The organism is Microbacterium sp. NPDC088619, from assembly GCF_044752825.1.
Lineage (GTDB): Bacteria > Actinomycetota > Actinomycetes > Actinomycetales > Microbacteriaceae > Microbacterium.
Window position 1 is genome coordinate 307119 of record NZ_JBIVLZ010000001.1, and the last position, 21951, is coordinate 329069.

The following is a 21951-nucleotide window of genomic DNA, read 5'->3' on the forward strand; positions in this document are numbered from 1 at the left end:
GCACGGATCGCTCGACCTTCGGGCCACGGACAGGCCTCGCCCTTCGATTCCGAGGTGTCCGCCGTGCTCGATTCCGCCTTCACGCCGCTGGTCGTGCCGCGCGTCGGCGAGACTCCGATCGACCTCCGAGGCGAGGCGGACCGCGCCCGCACCAGGGGGTACGCCGACGGCTTCGCCGAAGGACGCAGGCTCTCCCTCGAAGAGGGAGAAGCACAGCGCGCCGCGGATCACCAGCGGATGCAGGAACTCCAGGAGCTGTACCTGCACGAGCGCGGCTCCGGGCTGCGCGCACTGCAGACCGCGCGGGCGGCGCTGGATCAGCGTGTCGACGAGCTGAGCATGCTCGCCGCCGACCGAATCGAAGAACTCGCCGTGGTGCTCGCCACGGCGATCCTCGGAGCTGAGCTGTCGGATCCTGCGCGATCCGCGGCTCACGCGCTTCAGCGGGCCCTGCTCGAGATGCCTGCGGACAGATGGACACGCGTCACCTTCAGTGAGCAGGACGCCGCGAGACTGCAGGAGGAGGCGTCCACGATGGACGCGCTGAGCGGCATCCAGATCTCGACCTCTCACGTCGTCGACAACGGCGGCGCCATCGTCGAGATCGAGAACGGCGCGGTCGACACGCGCATCACCGCAGCGCTCGCCCGCGCCGCCGCAGCTCTCGACGGCGACGACCACGACGCCGAGGTGATCGTGTGACCACCGGGACGCAGTCGTGGCAGCGCGCACTCGCCGCCGCACGTCCTGAGCGATCTGGCACGGTGAAGGCGGTGCGAGGACTCGGGGTGGAGGTGCTCGGCATCGACGGCGCGGTGGGCGACCGCATTCGCATCGATGCGGCGGACGGTCGTCCGGTCGATGCCGAGGTCGTCGCAGTCGACGGAGCCTCGGCACGGTGCATGCCCCTCGGTCGACTCGACGGGATCACCGCTCGCGCCCGTGTGCGGCATGGGGGAGCACCGTTGCAGGTGCCCACGGGACGGGCGCTGCTCGGACGCGTGCTCGACGGACTCGGTAGGCCGATCGACGGCAAGGGGCCGCTCGACAGGAGCGCCGCCCTCGTGTCGCTCGACCACGATGCCCCGAGTGTCATGGACCGCCAGCGGATCGACAGGCAGCTCGGACTCGGCGTGCGCGTGCTCGACACCATGACGCCCGTGGGGTCGGGTCAGCGTCTCGGGCTCTTCGCCGGATCGGGTGTGGGCAAGTCGTCGCTGATGTCGATGATCGCCCGCGGTTCGACCGCCGACGTGAACGTCATCGCCCTCGTCGGTGAGCGCGGTCGTGAGGTGCGGGAGTTCCTCGAAGACGACCTGGGTCCCGAGGGTCTGGCGCGCTCGGTCGTGATCGTCGCGACGTCGGACCAGCCGGCGATGGCGCGGTTGCGTTCGGCGTTCGTCGCCACACGGATCGCGGAGGGTTTCCGCGATGACGGACTCGACGTGGTGCTGATGATGGACTCCCTGACGCGTGTCGCCATGGCGCAGCGCGAGATCGGGTTGAGCGCCGGAGAGCCCCCAGCCACTCGCGGCTATCCGCCGTCGACGTTCTCGGTGCTGGCGCGGCTGCTCGAGCGTGCCGGAACGGGGTCCGTCGGGTCGATCACCGGTCTCTATACGGTGCTCGTCGACGGCGACGACCACAACGAGCCGATCGCGGATGCCGCCAGAGGGATCCTCGACGGGCACGTGGTGCTCGATCGGGCGCTCGCGATCCGCGGACACTTCCCTGCGGTCGACGTGCTCGGTTCGGTGTCTCGCGTCGTGTCGAAGATCACCACGCCGGAGCAGCGGCAGAACGCGGTGATGTTGCGCAGCGTGCTGGCGGCCCGGCGCAGCGCGAACGACCTGATCGAGATCGGCGCCTACCGACAGGGAGCCAACCCGATGGTCGACGCCGCCCTCTCTCATGAGGCCGCGATCTCGCGGTTCCTCACCCAGAGCATGGACGAGTTCGCAGCATCCGATGCGTCCTGGCAGCAGCTCGCCACCCTCACCACCGATTTCGGAGGACTCACCCCATGACCTTCCCACTGGCTGGTCTGCTGCGTGTGCGCGGCGCCCAGGAGCGTGTCGCCGCCGAGCATCTCTCGCGTGCCAGCGCAGCACGTGCGCAGGCCGAGACGGCCGAGCAGAGTGCGATCACGAGCCTCGCCGACATCAGCGCGCAGATCGATGATCCTCGGGCGCTGATGGCCATGGCCGCGGCGCGCGCCGCGGGGCGCAGCACGCTCAGCGATCTGCAGGCGCTGGTCGACATGAGGCGCAGCGCTGAGTCCGAGGCCAGGTCGGCCCACGTCGAAGCGCGACGCGATCTGAAGGGGCTCGAGCGACTCGAGAGCACCCACCGTGTCGAGACCGCCAAGGCCGAGCTCGCCGCCGAGCAGACCGCGCTCGACGAGATCGCGGTCGTGCGCACCTCGCGACGTGAGGGGAGCGCAGCGTGACCGGGCTGGCAGCGGTGATCGCACGCGTCGACGCGATCGAGACCCAGATCGTGTCGCTGGATCCAGCGGGGCGCGCGGCCGCAGCAGCTGCGACGGAGGCGACTGCTGAGACATCGGCGGCCAGCTCGACGACGTTCGCCGGGGTGCTCGAAGCGGCCAAGGCTGCCTCCGGCACCGCGACCACCTCGGGCACCGAGACCACCTCCGCCACCGCGACCACCGAGTCGTCAGCGGCTGCCGGCACCGGTGCGTCCGGCGGAGAGAACGCCCAGGTCCTGGCAGCACTCCAGACCCTGTTCTCGGCCAACGCTTCGAGTGCAGGCGGATCGACTCCGTCGATGCAGAAGATCATGGAGATGCTCGGATGAGCGCGGTGGGACTGCTCGCGTCCATGCCCGTTGCCGGCTCCGGCGAGGCGGACACCGGGGGCCGAGCGTCGGGAGACTCCGGCTCGCTGTTCGGTGACGCACTCACCGCAGCAGGTCAGGTGCTCGACGGCGCGTCGGACTCCGGCACGGCGACGCTCGATACAGTCAGGCAGGGCGGGCCGGCGGAGGCTTCAGCGGCCCCCGACCGCACGAGCGACCGACAGGCGGTGATCGCGGCGATGACTCACCTCGTCGCATGGTCGGCTCCGGCGACCCCTGTGCCCTCCCCGACGCCCCTCCAGGCGACGACCCCGCAGGCGACGACGTCCGAGCCGACGCTCGCGGGCGAGGCGACTCCGGACACGACGGCGGAGACGACGCCGATCGTGGCCGGGGCGGAGGAGACTCCTGTCGACCCGTCGAGCAGAGTCGTCGAGACGGATGCGGTGGCGGCTGCACCGGCTGTTGTCGGGTCAGTGCCGGCAACGCAGACGGCTTCGACCCCAGAGACGACGTCGGTGCCTGCGCCCGCTTCGGCTCCGGCGACCGTGCCCGATCCGGCTGCCGCGGCGTCGACGGCCGAAGCCGGCGCAGCGGCGGTCGCCGACGGCCGTGCCGAACTACGGACGCAGGGCCGACCGTCGGGCCACGTGCGAGACCTCGGTGTCGATACGGCGGCGACCCCGCGAGAGCCCGCGGCAGGCGGTGCCGACGCATCGCTGTCCGACCCGGTAGGAGCCACGCCTCGGCAGGAATCGCCCCCGAGGCAGGGCCTGCCCGTGATCCCGGCTCCTCTCGGCTCTCCCGCGCCCGCGGTCGGCGGCGCCCTCGAGCAGCGGATGTCGAGCGATGCGGGGGACCAGGCGCCGGGAGCACAGCCCGTGCTCGCAACGGCCTCCGCCGCGCCGGTCACTCCGACAGTCGCGACGCTCACTCCCGTATCGCCGCCCGATGCGGCCACCACCGCGAACCGTGCGGTCGCGGCGCAGGTCGCGCCGGTGGTCGTGAGCATCGCCCAGCGTCCGATGGGCACTCACCAGCTCACGATGACGGTGAACCCCGACAGCCTCGGCCCGGTCACGGTCCGCGCACAGATCAGCGCCTCGGGCGAGGTGCAGGTAGAACTCAGCGGTGCGACCGACGCCGGTCGCGACGCGCTGCGGACGATTCTCGTCGAGCTGCGCCGCGACCTCGCCGCCGTGATGCCGCACGCCACATTGAGCGTCAACCACGGCACGTCCGCAGACGGAGCCGGCGATCGCGGCCAGCAGACTGCGGGCGAAGCACCGGTCGAGCAGGGCGGCGGCGATCGCGACGCGAGCCGCGGCCGACCCGACCACCGCCGCGGGGCCGAGCAGGTCGCCGATCTCTCCCGCACCATCCAGACAACGCCCTCTGCCGGTTCCGGCGTGGGGCTCGACATCTTCGCCTGAGAGGACGACCGAATGACTGTCGACGCCGTGAGCGCCCCGACCTCGATCCATACGGGGGGCACGACCGACCCCGCAGCCCGCAAGCAGGTTCTCGACGGGGAGGTCTTCCTCAAGCTCCTGGTCACCCAACTGACGCACCAGGATCCCTCGAGTCCGATGGACACCAACGAGATGATCTCGCAGACCACCCAGCTCGCCATGATGGAGCAGCTGACGGCACTCGCCGACAGCGGCGCCGAGGCGTTCGCCCTGAACATGCGTCAGGCCGCGAGCGCGCTCATCGGCCAAGAAGCGAGCTACAAGGATGCCGATGGAAAGACCGTCTCCGGCGTCGTGACCAAGGTCTCGTTCGACGGACCCGTCCCGCAGGTGACCATCGGCGACAAGACCGTCGCGCTCGACGCCATCACCGGCGTCGCCACGACGCAGACCCCCATCGCTCCGACCACCCCCGCTGCGCCCGCCCCCGCCGCAGCCTGATCCCCGTCTCACCCAGGAAGAGAGAACCCCATGCTTCGCTCGCTCTACTCCGGAATCTCCGGCCTCCGCTCGCACCAGACCATGCTCGATGTCACGGGCAACAACATCGCCAACGTCAACACGGCCGGGTTCAAGGGCTCGTCCGTGCTGTTCCAGGACTCGCTGTCTCAGCTCGTAGGCAACCCCGGGATCCCCGACGACGAGGTGGGCGGTCGCAACCCCGCTCAGGTCGGTCTGGGCGTGCAGGTGGCCGGCGTCCGCACCAACTTCGCTCAGGGCTCTGCCCAGGCGACGGGTCGCGGCGGCGACCTGATGATCTCGGGTGATGGATTCTTCGCCGTCCGATCGGGCGGAGAGACCCTGTACACCCGGGCGGGTGGGTTCTCGTTCGACCCCACGGGCAAGATGGTCACCGCTGACGGCTCGGTCGTGCAGGGCTGGTCGGCGCAGGACGGTGTCGTCAACACCGGGCAGGCGACGGGCAACATCGTGCTCCCTCTCGACGCCGTGTCGCCCGCGAAGGCGACGACGGAGGCGACCGTCACCGGCAACCTGCCGTCGACCGCAGCGACCGGCGATGAGCTCGTGCGCGACGTCACCGTCTACGACGCTCAGGGCACGCCCTCTACTCTCAGCCTGACCTTCACGAAGACGGCGACCGGATGGGACGTCACCGAGCCTGCGAGCGGTGCGACCGGGGCTCTGGCCTTCACCGACGGCAAGCAGACCGGAGCGGGCCTCACGCTCACCGCCGGTGCTGTGAGCGTCGATCTCGGTTCTGTCACCGGCTACGCGACCATGTCGACGGTCGCTGTGTCCGAGCAGGACGGATCCGCCGCCGGCACGTTGAAGTCGTACAGCATCACGGGTGACGGTTCCATCGTGGGCACGTTCAGCAACGGCGCGACGCAGACTCTCGGCAAGATCGCCATGGCCACGTTCGCCAACCCCGAGGGGCTCGAGAAGGCCGGTGGAACGGCCTACCGGGCATCCGTGAACTCCGGGGCGGTGCGCATGGGCGAGCCCGGCGAGGCAGGGTTCGGCGACCTCGTCTCCGGTGCGCTGGAGATGAGCAACGTCGACCTCTCGCAGGAGTTCACCAACCTGATCGTCGCTCAGCGCGGCTTCCAGGCCAACGCCCGCATCATCACGACCAGCGACGAGGTCCTTCAGGAGCTCACCCAGCTCAAGCGCTAGCGCCTGGCGGACCCGCAGGGTCAGCCACCACGCGGCCCGCCCCTGGTTACCGGGGGCGGGCCGCGTCGCGATAGTCGGGGCAGACTTCCCCCTCTCATCCGAAGCCCGGAGACCCCCCGAATGATCATCGTCACCCGCCTCGACCGCACCCGGTTCGCGGTGAACCCCGACCTGATCGAACGGATCCACGCGTCACCGGACACGACTCTGCACATGGTCGACGGGCATGTCTACGTGGTCGAGGAAGACCTCGACCACCTGATCGACCTGATCGTCGCCTACCGGGCCCGTGTCCTGGGTGCAGCCCAGGCCCTGACCTCTCAGATGGAGGCGTGATCATGGATCCCGCGTTCATCATCGGAGTGATCCTGGCGTTCGGCGCGCTGGTCGCGATGATCACGATGGAGGGGGCGAGCTTCGAGGCTCTGCTCATTCCCGCGCCCATGATCCTGGTGCTCGGCTCGACGATCGGCGTGGGCATCGCCAGCCACACTCTCCGTGACACGATTCTCGCGGTGAAGAGCCTCGGGCGCATGGTCCGAGGACCCAAGATGACGCCGGAGGCGGTGATCCCGTTCCTCGTCGGATATGCCGAGAAGGCTCGGGGTGAAGGGCTTCTCGCTCTCGAGCAGGAACTCGACTCCGCACCGGACGAGTTCACCCGGCAGGCTCTCCAGGCGCTCGCGGACGGCACGGATGCCGAGGATCTGCGGACGGTCATGGACGACGAGATCACCGCGACGTCGTCGCGCAATCGCATCGCATCGAAGTTCTTCGCCTCGCTGGGCGGATACGCGCCGACGATCGGGATCGTCGGCACCGTCGTCTCGCTGACGCACGTGCTCGAGAAACTGGATGAACCTGACCACCTCGGTCCGATGATCGCCGCGGCCTTCGTGGCGACTCTGTGGGGCCTGCTCTCCGCGAACTTCATCTGGAACCCGATCGCCGGCCGACTGGGGCGGATCGGCGCGGTCGAGCTCGAGCGGATGACCCTCGTCTCCGAGGGGATGCTCGCCATCCAGGCGGGCAGTGCGCCCCACCTCCTGCAGGAACGGCTCGAGGCCCTGTCGACCGTGAAGCCCAAGCCCGGCAAGCAGAAGCGGGAGTCGGCGCCGGCAGAGGGCGTCCAGTGAGCACAGCCCGCAGAGCTCGCGGTCGCGGGCATGAGGACGACTCGCACGACGAGCCGGACGAACGCTGGGCTGTGTCGTACGCCGATATGGTCACGGTTCTGATGTGCCTGTTCATCGTGCTGTTCGCCGTGTCGAACGTCGACAAGACGAAGTTCGAGATGCTCGCGAACAGTCTGGCGACGGGCTTCGGGCAGGAGAGCACCGAAGGTGGCGCTGACACCGCGGAGGGCATGATCGTGCCGCCCGAGCTGCAGGACGACGACGGGGTGGTAGACCTGGCCGCCCGTGCGGAGACCGAGTTCGAGTCTCTCGTGGGTCTGCGTGATCGCATGAGCACGTCGCTTGCGGCTCAGGGTCTGCAGGACACCGTGCAGTTCGTCATCGACGATCGGGGGCTCCAGGTCGGGCTGGTCGGCGCCGAGACCTTCTTCGCTGACAACAGCACCGACCTCTCGGCGAAGGCGGATGCCGTGCTCGACAACATCGGAGACGTGCTGGCCACGGTCGACAACCAGGTGAGCGTCGAGGGGCACGCCGATCACCGGGTATCGGCAGCCCCTTTTCCGACCAACTGGGAGCTCTCGGGAGGACGCGCGACCCAGGTGGCCCGATTCCTCGTCGAGCATGAGGGCCTCGGAGGGCCCCGCGTGAAGGCGATCGCGTTCTCCGACACCCGCCCCATCGTGCCGGGCGACACCCCTCAGGCGCTGGCCAGCAACAGACGCGTCGACATCATCGTCGAGTCGAACGAAGAAGAGCAGGTGAGAGCGCTGATACCCGCTCTCGCCGCTGCCGCGAGCAAGTGAGCTCACGTGAACACCACTGTCGAGGAGACCGCCATGACCGCATCCGCTGTGCTCGATGATCCGGCCGTGCGCCATCCGGCATACGATTTCGGGCGCCCGGCGCAACTCGGACGTGAGAGCACCCGGCACCTCGAGGCGGCGTTCGAGTCGTTCGCCCGGCTCTGGTCGTCGCAGCTCACGGCGAAGATCCGTGTGCGCGCGCACCTGACGCTCGAGAGCGTCGACCTCGTGTCGTACGAGGAGTACTCCGACACGCTCCCCGGAACCACGGCGATGGTCGCGGGATCCTTCGCCGACCGTGATGAGCCGTGCGTCGTGCAGTTCGGCCTCGACAGCGCCCTGCTGTGGGTCGTGCAGATGATGGGCGGCAGGAGCACGTCGCTTCCCGAAGCGCGCACCTTCACGCCGATCGAGCTCGCTCTCGTCCGCAACCTGATGGAGGGCACGTTCGAGCATCTCCACGCCAGCCTCGACTCTCTGCTTCCCAGCGCGCCCAGGTTCAGTGCGGTGCATTACAACCCCCAGTACATGCAGGTCATCGCCGCCACCGCCGCAGTGATCGTCGCCCGCTACACGATGCGCCTGGGGGACTCGGAGTCGACCGCGACCGTCATGCTGCCCGCGTCGGCGGTCGTCGATCGCCTCGCTGCCACGGGATCGGATGCCGCCTCCGCTCATACGGCCGATCAGACCCTCGAACAGGTGCGAAGCACCCCGCTGGAGCTGACGCTGCGTCTCGCCCCCATCACGATCGGCACGGGCGAGATCCTCGACCTCGCTCCCGGCGATCTGCTGCGTCTGCCGCACCCTGAGACCCGCCCCTACGAGCTCATGGCGGGACAGACCCGAATCGCCCTCGCCACACCGGGCAGCCGGGGCTCGCGCCTCACCTGCAAGATCACGACCACCCATGAGGAGACCCACTGATGAGCACCTTCCACGAGACCGCGATCGCCGCGGCGATCGCCGGCAAGCTGCCGTTCGGCTACCCGGTGATCCCGGCACCCTCGACCGACCCCGGCGCGGCAGGCGACGCGGTCGTCGTCACCTTCACCGGCAGCCCCGGCGCGCGCATCGCGATCCAGGTCGTCGATCCGTCGCAGCTCGAGGACGGCTCCAAGAACGCAGCGCTGACCGATCGACTGCATCCGATCTTCGAGGCGGCCACCGCAGTGCTCGGCAGCGGCTCGCTCGGCGACGGCGCGATCGTGCCCGCCGCCGAGGTCTTCACCGACTCGGGCACGCAGGTGTTCGACATGGTCGACGCCGACGGCAGCGTCGTGGCGCGCGCATCCGTGCGCATCGACGGAGCCAGGTCCGCCGCGCCGGCGGGCCCGCAGCGCCTGAATCGCATCGCGGGCGTCGAGATGGAGCTCGTGGTCGAGATCGGACGCACGCGGATGCCGGTGCGCGACGTGCTCTCGCTCGAACCAGGGCGTGTGGTGGAGCTCGACCGCGCCGCCGGGTCGCCGGCGGACATCAAGCTGAACGGGCGTCTGATCGGGCACGGCACCGTCGTGGTCGCGGAGGGCGACTTCGCGATCCGCGTCGAGCGCATCCTCGACGGCGCCGAGACGGTCTGACCATGGACGACATCCTCGTCGCGCTCCGCGCGATCGTGGCGCTCGGAGCGGTGCTCGCGCTGCTGCTCTTCCTGAGCCGTCGCCTGCAGAAGTCGCAGGCGAAGGGGGTGAGCCCGCTGGCCGGACTGATGCCGAAGAAGCTGGCCAAGCTGACCGAGCTCGTGCCTTCGCGTACGGCGGCGGCCCCGCGCGCACGCCCCGAGAAGATCACCGTCGTGGCGCGGTCCGGCATCGGGGGCAAGGCGCAGCTCGTGGTGGCCGAGTTCGGCGGCATCCGCTATGTGCTCGGCGTGACCGAGCACGGGATCAACGTCGTCGACACGCAGGAGGCGCCTCCGCTCGCGGAGGAGATCCTCGCCGAGGAGAAGCGCCCCGCCGTCTCAGAGATGCCGGACGACATCGTCGACCGCGCTCTCCGCTCCGTCGCCTGACGGCCGTCAGCGCATCGGTCGTCGCGGTTACGTGCACCGCGTCGTGTCGCGATAGTCGACTGCGAGCACGGATCGCTCGACCCTCTGGCTACGGATCGGCCACGTCACCCATCTTCGGAGTGCCGCCGTGCCCGTATCCGCCGCAGTCGCCGCGTCGCCGTCTGCGCGCGCACAGCGTCTGCCGCGCCGTGCCTGGGCGCTCGTCGGAGCCGCTGTCGGCATCGCGGCGTTGCTGGTGCTGCTGCAGACCAGCGGCGCACACGCCGCTGCACCCCTGCTCCCGACGGAGATCGGTGACGGTGACGGCGACGGAGTGACGATCAACGGCATCAACGGGGCGCCGTCCGACAGCATCATGACGCTGCTGGGCATCACGGTCCTCAGCGTCGCTCCCGCCCTGCTGCTGATGATGTCGAGCTTCACCAAGATCTTCGTGGTGCTCGCGCTCACCCGCAACGCGCTCTCGCTGCCGTCGATCCCCCCGAACCAGGTCCTCGCCGGACTCAGCCTGTTCCTGACGCTGTTCATCATGTGGCCGGTGCTGACCGACATCAACGCCGTCGCGGTCGCGCCGTTCACCGACGGTCAGATCGACTTCGGCAGAGCGTTCGAGCTCGCCCAGGAACCGCTGAGGGAGTGGATGCTCACCTACACACGCGAAGAGGACATCGCGCTCATGCACCGGGCGGCGCAGATGGACAACCCCACGGACGCCGCCAGCATCCCGCTGCAGACGCTCGTGCCGGCGTTCATGATCAGCGAGCTGCGCGCCGCCTTCCTGATCGGGTTCATCATCTTCGTGCCCTTCCTCGTGATCGACCTCGTCGTCGCCAGCGCCCTGATGTCGATGGGCATGATGATGCTGCCTCCCGTGATGATCTCGCTGCCGTTCAAGATCCTCCTCTTCCTGCTCATCGACGGCTGGGGCATGGTCATCACCGCCCTCGTCCAGTCGTACAACGGGGGTGGCTGATGAATCCCGAGGCCGTCATCGACATCGGGCAGGCGGCGCTGATCGTCGGGGCGAAGCTCTGCGCACCGCTGCTCATCACCGCCCTCGTGGTGGGATTCGCGATCTCGCTGCTGCAGTCCATCACCCAGGTGCAGGAGATGACGATCTCGTTCGTGCCGAAGCTCGTGGCTGTCGGCATCGCCCTGCTCGTGACCGGGCACTGGATGATCGCCGAGATGATCGCCTTCACGAACGAGATGTTCGCGCGAATACCGTCGCTGCTGAACGGCGGCTGATGGACATCCCGATCGACTTCACCTGGCTCGAGGCGACATCGCTCGCCTGCGTGCGGATCACGGCCTTCCTCGTGCTGGCCCCGCCGTTCAGCCACGGCACGATCCCGATGCGGATCCGCGCGATGCTCGGCGTGGGTCTCGCTCTCGCCGTGTCGCCGGTGGTGACGGTGGGGTACGAGCGTCTCGACACGGGAGCCTTCATGCTCGCCCTCGCCGGTCAGGCACTGACGGGCGCGCTTCTCGGCTTCCTCGTGATGGTGCTCTTCAGCGCGATCCAGGGTGCGGGCCATCTCGTCGACACCTTCGGCGGTTTCCAGCTCGCGCAGGCGTTCGACCCCGGCATGGCGATCAACGGCGCGCAGTTCACCCGCCTGTTCCAGATGACCGCGATCATGCTGCTGTTCGCATCGGACGGATACCAGCTCGTGCTCGGAGGTCTGTTCCGCTCGTTCGATGCGGTGCCGGTCACCGGCATGATCGATCTGGCCAAGCCCGCGGAGGCGCTCGTGGGCGCTGCAGGGCAGATGATGCTCAGCGCCGTGCAGATCGCCGGCCCGCTGCTCATCGTGCTCTTCCTCGCAGACGTCGGGCTCGGACTGGTCAGTCGCGTCGCGCCGGCCCTGAACGCGTTCGCGATGGGCTTCCCGATCAAGATCGGCCTCACGCTGCTGCTCGTCGGATTCGTCTACGCGGCGCTGCCCGGTGTGGTCGCGGTCATCGCCGAGGAGGCCGCGAGGCTGCTCCTGGGGGTGACGCGATGAGCGAGTCCGACAGCGGCGAACGCACCGAGAAGGCGACCGAGCGTCGCCTGAAGGAAGCGCGCAAGAAGGGGCAGATCGGCCGCAGCCAGGACTTCACCGCCTGGGTCTGCATCGCGGCCGCCGCCGTGATGATGGTGCCGACGATCGCCTCGGGCACGCAGGTCGTCACCGAGCTGTTCCTCGCGGTGACACCCGTCGCGATGAACCCCACCGACGACGCGGCCCTCGACGTCCTCGGCTCGGCGATCGCATCGCTCGGCGGCATCCTGCTCCCGATGCTGGTGGTGGTGCTGCTCGCGACGACGGCCACCGCGGTCGCTCAGGGCGGCATCCATCTGCGAGGTGTGACGATGCGCACCGAGCAGTTCAACATCGTGTCGGGCATGAAGCGGGTCTTCGGGCAGCAGGCGCTCTGGGAGGGCGCCAAAGCGCTGCTGAAGACGGTGGCGATCGGGCTCGCGCTGTGGATCGTGGTCTCCGGCCTCGTCCCCGTGCTCATGGCCAGCGGCAGCCACAACATCACCTGGCTGCTCGAGCAGGCGGCCGGGGGAGCGATCGCGCTCCTGCAGGTCGCCGTCGCCGTCGGCATCCTGCTCGCGGCGATCGACGTGGCCGTGGTGATGCGACGCAACCGCAAGCACACCCACATGACGAAGAACGAAGCCAAGGACGAGCACAAGAAGACCGAGGGCGACCCGCTCGTGCGCTCCCAGCGCCGTTCGAGGCAGCTCGCCATGAGCCGCAATCGGATGATCGCCGCGGTCGGCGACAGCGATGTCGTTCTGGTGAACCCGACCCACGTCGCGGTCGCGCTGCGGTACGAACCGGGCAAGTCGGCCCCTCGGGTCGTGGCGAAGGGGGCGGGGATCGTCGCCCAGAAGATCCGCGAGCGGGCGGAGGAGGCCGGCGTGCCGATGATCAGGGACGTTCCGCTCGCTCGGGCGCTGCACGCGGCCTGCGACCTCGGGCGGGAGATCCCCGAAGAGCTCTACACCGCGGTCGCTCAGGTGCTCGCCTTCATCGAGCATCTCAAGCGCCGAGGGTCGGCCAGGGGGACGCACACGATGCCCTTCGCGAGCACCAGGGACCGCGGCCTCTGAGCCGGGGTCGCGATCAGATTTCGAACGACGAGAGAGAACGAAGGCGAGACGCATGATCGGTCAGCTGCTGTCCAAGGCGACGGTGCCCGTCGGGGTGGTGGGCATCATCCTCCTGCTCATCGTGCCCATCCCGACTCCTCTCCTCGACGTCCTCATCGTCCTGAACATCTCGTTCGCGCTGCTGATCCTGCTCACCGCGATGTTCATCAAGAAGCCGCTCGACTTCTCGGTCTTCCCCAGCCTGCTGCTCGTCGCGACGCTCTTCCGCCTCGGTCTGAACGTCGCGTCGACGCGTCTCGTGCTCAGCGAGGCGCACGCGGGACAGGTGATCCAGGCGTTCGGGCAGATCACGATCAGCGGGTCGCTCGTGATCGGCGCAGTGATCTTCCTCATCCTCACCGTCATCCAGTTCGTCGTCGTCACCAAGGGCGCAGAGCGTGTCGCCGAGGTCGGAGCGCGATTCACCCTCGATGCCATGCCGGGCAAGCAGATGGCGATCGACGCCGATCTGAACGCCGGGCTGATCACGGACACCGAGGCGCGCAGGCGCCGCGCCGAGGTCGCGGCGGAGGCGGACTTCTACGGTGCGATGGACGGTGCGTCGAAGTTCGTCAAGGGCGACGCGATCGCGGGCATCGTGATCGTCGTCATCAACTTCGTCGGCGGCATCATCATCGGCATGGTGCAGCACGGCATGGAGGTCGGCGACGCGCTCGAGACCTACAGCATCCTCACCATCGGCGACGGACTGGTCACCCAGATCCCGGCACTGCTCATGGCGGTGTCGACCGGCATGATCGTCACGCGCGAGAACGCGGAGGCGGAGATGGGCCAGGCGGCAGGTCGCCAGCTCATGCAGTCGCGCAATGCCCTCGTGATCACGGGGCTCGCAGCCATCGCGATGGGCTTCATCCCCGGGATGCCTCTGGTGATCTTCCTGGCGATCGGGGCGGTGCTGCTGTTCGCCGCATCCCGCGTCAAGGCGAACGAAGATCGCGACGCCGCGCGCGAGGCCGATGCGCTGCAGCAGGAGGCGGTCGAGGCCGGGGTCGAGGGGCCGGAAGACCTCATGGACAGGATGCGGGTGCATGCCCTGGAGATCTCCCTCTCACCCGACATCGTCGACCTGGCGTCCGGGGGAGCGGGGGATCTGCTCACCCGGGTGAAGTCGCTCCGTCGAAAGCTCGCCCTCGACATCGGCATTCTGATGCCGCCGGTGCGCACCCGCGACAACATCGATCTGCCCGCGCAGACCTACTCCATCCTCATCGCAGGGGTCGAGGCCGGGCGCGGATCCGTGCCGCGCGGTCACGTGCTCGCGATCGGCACGGGACTCGAGCTGCTTCCGGGCACGGCCGTGGTCGACCCCGTGTTCGGCCTCGAGGGCAAATGGGTGCCCGCTGAGATGTCGCACGCCGCCGATATGGCGGGTGCGACGGTGATCGATCGCGCGAGTGTGATCATCACCCACCTCTCGGACATCGTGCAGAGCCAAGCCGATCGTCTGCTCTCCCTCGAAGACGTGCGACAGCTGACCGAGCACCTGAAGCAGTCCAGCCCGACGACGGTCGAGGAGCTCACGCCCGCCGTGCTGTCTCTCGCCGCGATCCAGCGCGTGCTGGCAGGGCTCCTCGCCGAGCGGGTGCCGATCAACGACCTCGCCCGCATCTACGAGGCTCTCGCCCTTCGGGGAAAGACGTCGACCGAGACCGCGGGTCTGATCGATGCCGCCAGGGCGGCACTCGGTCCGGCGATCGCGTCACGGTTCGCCGAGGACGGACGGATCCGGGTGGTCATGTTCGAGCCGATGCTCGAACAGCAGATGCTCGAGGGCATGCGTGTCGTCGACGGTCAGCCGCAGATCGTGCTGACACCGGAGTCGACCATGCACGTGCTCGAGAACGTGCGTCGCACCGTCGCCGAACTCGAGCAGGTGGGGCCGGAACCCGTGCTCGTGTGCGCTCCGTCTCTGCGTCAGGCCGTGCGTCGCATGGTCTCGTCGCAGGTCAGCGGCCTTCCCGTGCTGTCGTATGACGAGGCAGCGGCCGGCGGACTCGCGACCGATGTGGTCGGGGTGGTGCGCGTGACGCACTCGGCTCTTCCGAGCGCGGCGGTGTAGCGTCGGATTCTGCTCATTTACGAGCTGAGTGCGATACGTTTGTGAGCAGAGGGCGCAACAGCGCTCACGCCATGGAAGGCAGACGACGCATGCTGGTACTCACGAGACGCGCAAACGAGAGCATCGTGATCGGCGACGACATCACCGTCACCATCCTCGCGGTGACGCCCGGCGGTGTCCGTGTCGGCATCGATGCTCCTCGGGACAAGCGCATCAACCGCGCCGAGATCGTGCTCGCTGTGAGCGATGCGAACCAGGAAGCAGTCCAGACCTCTTCTGACGAGTCCGCGGAATCGCTTCTCCTCGGCGTCCTGGGAAAGACGCCCTCCGCGTCCTGATCCGGTTGCCGCGGGGTCATCTCGCTGCGCTTCGAGTTACTGGGTCGAGCGTTGTCGCGATAGTCGTGGATGTGACGGGCGATCCCGCCACGCAAACCGCGACATGACGAGGTGACGAATCGTGGCCGCTCACGACCTGAGCATGCAACTGATGCGAGAGCGCGATCTGCTGGAAGTGCTGCTCTTCAAACTCGACGAGCAGCAGATGCTGCTCGCGACGGGACGCAACCGTTGGATCCACCATGCGGCGAACGAGATCGAGCGGGTCCTCGCGGCCATGCCGACGGTCGCCCTCTCGCGTGACACGCTGGTCATCGCGGTGGCCGACGAATGGGGGGTGCCGGAGGCCACGACGCTCCGTGAACTGATCGACGCCGCGCCGACCGACGCGTGGCGGGAGATCCTGACCGGTCATCTGGACGCCATGACGACTCTGGCCGACGAGATCGGCGACATGAAGAAGGTCAATGAGCAGCGTCTGCGCACCGCCGTCCGGGTGACGCAGGAGACGATCGCCGGTCTCGGCGCGCCGACCGGTGAATACGACACGCACGGTGATGTCGTGCGTGGCGGGGACGCCCGACTTCTCGACACGAGGGTGTGAGGGCACGATGTCGTCTTTCGCCGCAGTCCGTCTCGCAGAATCCGCGCTCTCCGCCGCTCGCGCGGGGATGACCGTCACCGGGCAGAACATCGCCAATCAGGCCACCCCCGGGTACACACGCCAGCGCGTGGAGCAGACCTCCCTCTCGGCGCCGGGGCAGACGGGACTCTGGCCGTCCGGACTCGGCATCGGCGGCGGTGTCGGGGTGACCGGGATCGCGCGGCTGGGTGACGACATCCTCGATGCTCGTGTCCGCGATGCGCTCTCGACGTCAGGCTTCTGGGCAGCTCGCGCGACGGCTGCCGGCCGTGCCGAAGATGTGCTGGCCGAACCGACCAAGGACGGTCTCGCGGCGAACCTCGACCGCTTCTGGGCCGGCTGGTCCGACCTCGCCAACACGCCGGATCCGGCGGCCGCGCAGGTCGTGCTCACGAATGCCAATGTGCTCATCGGACAGATCGCTGCGGGGTACCAGACGATCGCCGGCCAGTGGAGCGACCTGCGTGGACAGGTCGACAGTCAGCTCGCCGACGTCAATGCCGTCGCCGGCCAGGTGGCCTCGCTCAACGGTCAGATCAGGGATGCATTGCAGTCCGGGCGGAACGCCAACGAGCTGATCGACCAGCGCAACGTCCTCGCCCAGCAGCTCTCGACCGCGGTCGGTGCCAAGGGCAACGTCGAGGCGGACGGGACCCTCACTCTTCGCGTCGACGGCAACGCGCTCGTGTCGGGCGACAGCAGTCGGGCGCTCGTGGCGAGCGGGCCGCGTGACATCGCCGACGCCGGTCGGATCACCGTCGCGTGGGCTGATCGACCGGGCCTGGCAGTGCCGATCACCGGCGGCCTCGTCGGTGGCACGATCAGCGCTCTCGCCCCCGCATCGGACGGCGGCACGCTCGCCGGTGTCGCAGCGGCCTACAACGAGACGGCGACCGCGCTCGCGACCGCCGTGAACGACGTGCACCGCACGGGTGTCACGTCGTCGGGCGCTGCCGGGGGCGACTTCTTCGCGCTCGACGGCGCCGGTCCGGCCGCTCTCGGACTCAGCGTGGTTCCCACGGGTCTCGATCAGCTGGCTCTGGCGGCTCCGGGAGCGGGAGCGAAGGACACCACGATCGCCGACCGCATCAGCGCTCTCAGCGGCTCGGCCACCGGACCCGGCAAGACCTGGTCGACCTTCGTCACGGGATTCGCAGTCTCCGTCGCGGGCGATCTGCAGCGCGCCGACATCGCCGACATGGGAGCCGTCGCGGCTGTCACCGCCCAGCAGTCGAACTCGTCGGTGGACGGCGATGAGGAGACGATCAACCTCCTGACCTACCAGACCGCCTATCAGGCGGCGGCCCGCGTGCTGACCGCTGTCGATGAGGCACTGGACCTGTTGATCAACCGCACCGGCCTCGTCGGCCGCTGACTCTGGGGAGAGTGAACATGATCGGTCGTATCACCAGCAACACCATGACGCAGCAGTCGCTGCGTACGTTGCAGACCAACCTCGCAGACCGCGAACGTCTGCAGAATCAGGCGGCTTCGCAGCGCGCCTTCCGCTCGCCGAGCGAAGACCCTGCGGCGGCGGCCACGGCGCTCGGCGTGCACGGCGACCAGTCACGCGTCGCCCAGTTCGCCCGCAACCTCAGCGACGGGATGGCGTGGGTGACAACCGTCGACACCGCTCTCGGTGCCAGCGCCGACCTGCTCAACCGCGCGCGGGATCTCACCGCTCAGGGGGCCAACTCCGGGGCGCTCAGCCCGACTGCGCGCGAGTCGATCGCGCAGGAGCTCGAATCGATCAGTGCGGAGCTGCTCGCCAAGGCGAACACGAGGGTGCTCGGTCGCAGCGTCTTCGCCGGCACGAGCGATGCGGGATCCGCCTTCGACGCCACCACCTTCACGTTCAACGGCGGGGCGGGCGACGGCGTGCTTCGCCGCATCAGTGACAACGAGACGGTGCGCGTCGACTTCGACGGCTCGCAGGCGTTCGGCGAGGGCGCCGGCAGCGCGTTCGCCCTGCTGAACGACATCGCGGCAGATCTGCGCAGCGGGGTCGAGGTCGGTTCGCGTCTCGGAGACATCGACGCGCGACTGAAAGATGTCAACGCGGCTCGCGGATCGACGGGCGCGCGTCAGGTGCAGATCGAGCGTGCGTCGGCGCAGAACCTCTCGGCGTCGATCGACCTCGAGGCCCGCCGTGCCGAGGTCGAGAACGTCGACAGCCTCGAGGTGCTCGTTCGGCTGCAGTCGGCCGAGCTCGTCTTCCAGTCCGCCCTGCAGGTGACGGCCCGATCGCTGCAGACCAATCTGATGGAGTTCCTGCGATGAGTTCATCCACCGACCACGGGACTGCGGCGCTGGACGTCGAGTTCGCGTCGCCGATGCCGGGGCTGAGCCCGCACACGGCGTTCACCCTCGATCGGATCGACGGTGCAGAAGGGCTGCACGCGCTGCGAGCGACGGATGCCGATGTGCGACTGTTCCTCCTCGACCCGCTCGCCGGGGACTACGGCTACGAGCCGACCATCCCCGAGGAGGTGAGAGCGCAGATCGGCGCCGCCGACGAATCGGAGATCCGTGTGTTCGTCGTGGCGAACCCTTCTGCAGACGGCGTCTACATCAACCTGCGCGCTCCGATCCTCATCCATGCGGAGTCCGGCCGTGCGGTGCAGGCGATCCTCGAGGACCAGCGGTACCCGATCCGCGCTCTTCTGGGCGGGTGAGCGGGGTTCGTCGCTCGACGGCCCTCGGCGGGGCGGACTCTCGGCAAGCAGAGGATTCTGAGATTCACCGCATATACCAAGGAAGAGCATCTATCCTCTGAATAGCACAGGCTGGGGTACTGGCGGGATCCCGGCGTCGTCGCAGGAGATCGGGGCCTGAGGCACGTCATGGATGCGGTTGGTAGGGGTACAGCGCACGGCGCTCGGTGACGAGCGACATTCCATGGGACGGAAGACAACATGAGCACATCAAGGACGCTCGAGACGAATCGGGTGAGCAAGCGGGAGTTCGTGCAGAGATTCGCACGCCGCGGTGGCATCTCGGTTCAGGCGGCGCAGACCGCATACAACGCCATGATCGACGAGCTCCTCGACCTCGTCGGCCGAGGCAATACGGTGACGCTCACCAACTTCGGCAAGTTCTATCCGCAGACGCACAAGGGGCATCGCGTGCAGTTCGCGAAGGACGACGGGGACGCCGAGGTCAACGACTACACGGTGCTGAAATTCTCCGCGACTCGCGAAGTGAACCGTCGAGTCAAGGTGAACGATTAGTCATCGTTATCTGAACGTAAACGAGAATCCTCGGAGGTTTCGGCCTCCGGGGATCTTTCTTGCCCGTCGCACCCCTAGCATGTAGGTGAAAGTAGTTCTGGTCGCTGGGGAGAGACCACGCTGTGAGTCGCTGGGGAGGGCTTGCACTTACAGTGAAAGAGGCGAATCCGGTGCCCATGCGCGCGCGCGACCAGCTCGTGGTCGATCACCTGCACATCGTCGGCGCAGCAACGGCGTATGTCGCTTCCCGCATCACGCATATCTCCCGCGACGACCTCGCCTCGGCCGGTGCTTTCGCGCTCGTTCGTGCGGCGGAGAAGTTCGATGCGAGTCTCGGTGTGCCCTTCGGAGCGTTCGCGCGGGCACGCGTCAACTGGGCGTTGAAAGACGAGCTGCGGTCGATGGACTGGGCGCCGCGAGACGTGCGAGTGCGGGCCAAGCAGACGACCAAGGTCAGGCAGACGCTGTCGGCAGCGCTCGGCCGCACGCCCACGGTGGCGGAGATCGCGGCAGCCATGGGTGTCGACACGGCAGTTGCACGAGAAGGGCTGGCGGACGCCGAGCGTCTGCTCACCAGTCTCGATGCGCCGGACGCGCCCGAGATCGTGTGGACCGGGTACCTGCCGGAAGAGCTCGCGATCGCATCCGAGCGCGATGAGTTCCTGCGACGTGCCGTGGACGCGCTGCCCGAGCGCAAGCGGTCGATCGTGAAGGCGATCTACTTCGACGACCGCACCGTCACGGAGCTCGCGGACGAGCTGGGCGTGTCGCACGCCGCCGTCTCGCAGCAGCGAGCCGCGGCGGTGCGCATGCTCCGAGATGCGCTGGATCGTCACTACGCCGATGTCCCGCCGACCGAGTCCGCGCCCGTCGCGCGCTCATCCGCCTCAGGACTGGACGCCTACTTCGAGCGCCTCGCGGCCAGCGGCCAGCGGTTCACCCGCGCGATCCTGTCCCACGCCGTCGGCGTCTGATCAGGAGCCCGCGCGACGGCGCTCCGACGGAGCGGTCAGAGTCCGAAGCCGTAGCTCGCCTGACCCACCAGGATGAGGCTCACCGTCGTCGGGTAGACCTCGGGCTCCTCGTCTTCATCATCGAGCAGTTCGAGTTTGTGGATCGGCACGAAGATGCTGCCGTCGGGCTCGAAGATGAGGTCCTTGGGCACGAACGACGCGAAGATGGACCGCGTCGCATTGCGCAGTTCGAAGGTGCGCCCGACGTCGCCGCGCTCGAAGAGGTTCATCTCGACCTCATCCGACCAGACCTTGCCATCGGGAAAGCGGGCCTCGATGCGGTAGGTGCTCGGTTCGACTGACTTGATGTTGAGGTCCTCCACGACGTCTGCGAACAGCGCGTCCGGTTGCTCGAGCTCGAATGCGATGGCACGGAGGTGGTCGTAGTTGAGGCGAGCACGGCGGGAGAACAGGGCGACGTTCTCTATCTCGTCGGGGTCGGCGTGCGGGGCCTGATCGATCAGATACTGCCGCACCTCGTCGGGACCGGGGTACTCGAATCGCATGTGGTAGTGGAACCGCCCTGGGCGGTTGACGATGTAGGTGCTGACGTCGCTGATGTCGTTCACGGTCAGGCAGTAGATGCGCTTCACGGACGAGAGGCCGTCGAACAGCGAGAGGAACTGATTCTGCCGATTGCCTCCTTCACCGCCGCCGCGGCGTCCGGCGGGGAAGACCTTCTCGAACTCGTCGAAGATGATCAGGCACTCATCGAGGGTGTCGAGGAACTCGACGATGCCGTCGTTGTCCTCGGAGACGATGACCACCGGCAGACACTGTTCACGGGCCTCCTCGGCCACCATGCGCAGGAACAGCGTCTTGCCGATTCCCTTGTCGCCCGAGAGCATCACGCCGAGGCTGCGATCGGTGAGGGCATAGGAGCGGAAGATCTTGTCGACCTTCCTGTCGCGGCCGCCGTAGACGCGCTCGGTGCCGACGGTGAGATCGTCGATCTTGATCAGGCTGAAGCCCTCTTTCGACGTGAAATGCACCCGGTACGTGCCGAGAGGGAATTCGTGATGAGTGCGGACGGCCGCGTCGTACACGCGGACGTGTCCACCCGTCTCGATGTAGGTGCTGGTCAAGATCCTTCTCCTTCGCTCCCCGTACTCATATATCGGTCGAGATTCGATCGCCGTAAGGCGTTCGAGAAGAAACTTTTCGCAGTACCCTGAGCGGACAGTGGGCGTGGGGACGCTCGGGTCAGGGGAACCATCATGGGCGAGTACGCAGCACACGAGCAGCCGGTCGCAGGTTCGATCGTGATCGTGGTCGAGGCCGCGCCGCAGGGGCTGATGCAGTACACCCTGGATCCCGATGACCGGCAGCCCGTGTGGCAGGTGGTGCTCGTCGCTCACGACGACGCCGTGATGGGATCGGTGACGACACCGGAGCAGACGGCGGAGCTGCTGGTGCGCGGGAGCGTCGAGTGCATCAGGCAGAGCATCCCGAGCCTCGAGGTCGGCGGCCTGACCATGCGACCCGAGCTCGGCCCGAACGACAACGCGCAGATCGTCGCGGCCGGCGAGGCCAGTTTTCTGAGGTCCGAATGGGATGCGGTCGTGCGGCAGGTCGACGATCTCTCCGAGAGCTGACAGCGTGCCCATTCGCCCATG

Annotated in this window: 27 protein-coding genes; 26 read left to right on the plus strand and 1 reads right to left on the minus strand. The window is 68.1% G+C overall.

Translation table 11 applies throughout. The features are described 5' to 3' along the window. The first annotated feature begins 63 nt into the window (after positions 1 to 63). The 25 genes from ACIP5T_RS01615 (at position 64) to ACIP5T_RS01735 (ending at position 20296) form a co-directional block, all read left to right on the plus strand. Positions 64 to 702: a FliH/SctL family protein gene (locus ACIP5T_RS01615; RefSeq protein WP_400860051.1), complete on the plus strand. Its 639-nt coding sequence runs from the start codon at positions 64 to 66 to the stop codon at positions 700 to 702. Then, complete coding sequence (locus ACIP5T_RS01620) at positions 699 to 2027, plus strand: FliI/YscN family ATPase (protein WP_400860052.1); 1329 nt, start codon at positions 699 to 701, stop codon at positions 2025 to 2027. The genes ACIP5T_RS01615 and ACIP5T_RS01620 overlap by 4 nt, the downstream gene beginning before the upstream one ends. Further along, on the plus strand, positions 2024 to 2449 hold the full coding sequence (locus ACIP5T_RS01625; protein WP_400860054.1) for a hypothetical protein: 426 nt from the start codon (positions 2024 to 2026) through the stop codon (positions 2447 to 2449). Before ACIP5T_RS01620 ends, ACIP5T_RS01625 begins: the two co-directional genes overlap by 4 nt. After that, entirely contained in the window at positions 2446 to 2817 is a 372-nt protein-coding gene (locus ACIP5T_RS01630; protein WP_400860056.1) for a hypothetical protein, read from the plus strand. Before ACIP5T_RS01625 ends, ACIP5T_RS01630 begins: the two co-directional genes overlap by 4 nt. Beyond that, positions 2814 to 4250, plus strand: coding sequence for a hypothetical protein (locus ACIP5T_RS01635; RefSeq protein ID WP_400860057.1), 1437 nt, complete (start codon positions 2814 to 2816; stop codon positions 4248 to 4250). Before ACIP5T_RS01630 ends, ACIP5T_RS01635 begins: the two co-directional genes overlap by 4 nt. Positions 4251 to 4262: 12 nt before the next feature. After that, positions 4263 to 4730, plus strand: a complete 468-nt coding sequence (locus ACIP5T_RS01640) for a flagellar hook capping FlgD N-terminal domain-containing protein (RefSeq protein ID WP_400860059.1) — start codon at positions 4263 to 4265, stop codon at positions 4728 to 4730. A 30-nt stretch (positions 4731 to 4760) separates the two neighbouring features. Then, positions 4761 to 5927: a flagellar hook protein FlgE gene (locus ACIP5T_RS01645; RefSeq protein WP_400860061.1), complete on the plus strand. Its 1167-nt coding sequence runs from the start codon at positions 4761 to 4763 to the stop codon at positions 5925 to 5927. Positions 5928 to 6047: 120 nt separating this feature from the next. Beyond that, positions 6048 to 6263 (plus strand): flagellar FlbD family protein, encoded by a 216-nt coding sequence (locus tag ACIP5T_RS01650; protein WP_400860063.1) that lies wholly within the window; start codon positions 6048 to 6050, stop codon positions 6261 to 6263. Between the two features lie 2 nt (positions 6264 to 6265). Beyond that, on the plus strand, positions 6266 to 7063 hold the full coding sequence (locus ACIP5T_RS01655) for a motility protein A (protein WP_400860065.1): 798 nt from the start codon (positions 6266 to 6268) through the stop codon (positions 7061 to 7063). Then, a complete protein-coding gene (locus ACIP5T_RS01660) occupies positions 7060 to 7869 on the plus strand; it encodes a flagellar motor protein MotB (protein ID WP_400860066.1) in 810 nt (269 codons plus the stop codon). Before ACIP5T_RS01655 ends, ACIP5T_RS01660 begins: the two co-directional genes overlap by 4 nt. 33 nt (positions 7870 to 7902) lie before the next feature. Then, positions 7903 to 8796, plus strand: a complete 894-nt coding sequence (locus ACIP5T_RS01665) for a flagellar motor switch protein FliM (RefSeq protein ID WP_400860067.1) — start codon at positions 7903 to 7905, stop codon at positions 8794 to 8796. Continuing rightward, positions 8796 to 9452, plus strand: a complete 657-nt coding sequence (locus ACIP5T_RS01670) for a FliM/FliN family flagellar motor switch protein (RefSeq protein ID WP_400860069.1) — start codon at positions 8796 to 8798, stop codon at positions 9450 to 9452. Before ACIP5T_RS01665 ends, ACIP5T_RS01670 begins: the two co-directional genes overlap by 1 nt. A 2-nt stretch (positions 9453 to 9454) precedes the next feature. After that, positions 9455 to 9883: a flagellar biosynthetic protein FliO gene (locus ACIP5T_RS01675; RefSeq protein WP_400860071.1), complete on the plus strand. Its 429-nt coding sequence runs from the start codon at positions 9455 to 9457 to the stop codon at positions 9881 to 9883. Positions 9884 to 10010: 127 nt separating this feature from the next. Beyond that, positions 10011 to 10856 (plus strand): flagellar type III secretion system pore protein FliP, encoded by an 846-nt coding sequence (gene fliP / locus ACIP5T_RS01680; RefSeq protein ID WP_400860072.1) that lies wholly within the window; start codon positions 10011 to 10013, stop codon positions 10854 to 10856. After that, entirely contained in the window at positions 10856 to 11131 is a 276-nt protein-coding gene (fliQ, locus tag ACIP5T_RS01685) for a flagellar biosynthesis protein FliQ (RefSeq protein ID WP_042541106.1), read from the plus strand. The genes fliP and fliQ overlap by 1 nt, the downstream gene beginning before the upstream one ends. Beyond that, positions 11131 to 11892 (plus strand): flagellar biosynthetic protein FliR, encoded by a 762-nt coding sequence (locus tag ACIP5T_RS01690; protein WP_400860074.1) that lies wholly within the window; start codon positions 11131 to 11133, stop codon positions 11890 to 11892. The genes fliQ and ACIP5T_RS01690 overlap by 1 nt, the downstream gene beginning before the upstream one ends. Continuing rightward, entirely contained in the window at positions 11889 to 12992 is a 1104-nt protein-coding gene (locus ACIP5T_RS01695; RefSeq protein ID WP_400860076.1) for a flagellar biosynthesis protein FlhB, read from the plus strand. The genes ACIP5T_RS01690 and ACIP5T_RS01695 overlap by 4 nt, the downstream gene beginning before the upstream one ends. Before the next feature lie 52 nt (positions 12993 to 13044). Then, entirely contained in the window at positions 13045 to 15111 is a 2067-nt protein-coding gene (locus ACIP5T_RS01700) for a flagellar biosynthesis protein FlhA (RefSeq protein ID WP_400860078.1), read from the plus strand. Between the two features lie 89 nt (positions 15112 to 15200). Continuing rightward, a complete protein-coding gene (gene csrA, locus ACIP5T_RS01705) occupies positions 15201 to 15449 on the plus strand; it encodes a carbon storage regulator CsrA (protein ID WP_400860080.1) in 249 nt (82 codons plus the stop codon). A gap of 121 nt (positions 15450 to 15570) precedes the next feature. Beyond that, entirely contained in the window at positions 15571 to 16053 is a 483-nt protein-coding gene (flgN, locus tag ACIP5T_RS01710) for a flagellar export chaperone FlgN (protein ID WP_400860081.1), read from the plus strand. A gap of 7 nt (positions 16054 to 16060) precedes the next feature. Then, positions 16061 to 17467 carry a flagellar hook-associated protein FlgK gene (gene flgK / locus ACIP5T_RS01715; RefSeq protein WP_400860082.1) on the plus strand — a complete coding sequence of 469 codons (1407 nt, stop codon included), beginning with the start codon at positions 16061 to 16063 and terminating at the stop codon, positions 17465 to 17467. A gap of 17 nt (positions 17468 to 17484) precedes the next feature. Continuing rightward, positions 17485 to 18372, plus strand: coding sequence for a flagellar hook-associated protein FlgL (gene flgL, locus ACIP5T_RS01720; protein ID WP_400860083.1), 888 nt, complete (start codon positions 17485 to 17487; stop codon positions 18370 to 18372). Further along, positions 18369 to 18767: a flagellar assembly protein FliW gene (locus ACIP5T_RS01725; protein WP_400860085.1), complete on the plus strand. Its 399-nt coding sequence runs from the start codon at positions 18369 to 18371 to the stop codon at positions 18765 to 18767. The genes flgL and ACIP5T_RS01725 overlap by 4 nt, the downstream gene beginning before the upstream one ends. A gap of 240 nt (positions 18768 to 19007) precedes the next feature. Next, a complete protein-coding gene (locus ACIP5T_RS01730) occupies positions 19008 to 19322 on the plus strand; it encodes an HU family DNA-binding protein (protein WP_053096320.1) in 315 nt (104 codons plus the stop codon). 176 nt (positions 19323 to 19498) lie between these two features. Further along, entirely contained in the window at positions 19499 to 20296 is a 798-nt protein-coding gene (locus ACIP5T_RS01735; RefSeq protein WP_400864555.1) for a sigma-70 family RNA polymerase sigma factor, read from the plus strand. A 35-nt stretch (positions 20297 to 20331) separates the two neighbouring features. Here the strand turns inward: ACIP5T_RS01735 and ACIP5T_RS01740 are convergent, their stop codons facing one another. Continuing rightward, positions 20332 to 21420 (minus strand): AAA family ATPase, encoded by a 1089-nt coding sequence (locus ACIP5T_RS01740; RefSeq protein WP_400860086.1) that lies wholly within the window; start codon positions 21418 to 21420, stop codon positions 20332 to 20334. A 132-nt stretch (positions 21421 to 21552) separates the two neighbouring features. Between ACIP5T_RS01740 and ACIP5T_RS01745 the strand changes: the two genes are divergently transcribed. Then, a complete protein-coding gene (locus ACIP5T_RS01745; RefSeq protein WP_400860087.1) occupies positions 21553 to 21930 on the plus strand; it encodes a hypothetical protein in 378 nt (125 codons plus the stop codon). The last annotated feature ends 21 nt before the right edge of the window (positions 21931 to 21951 follow it).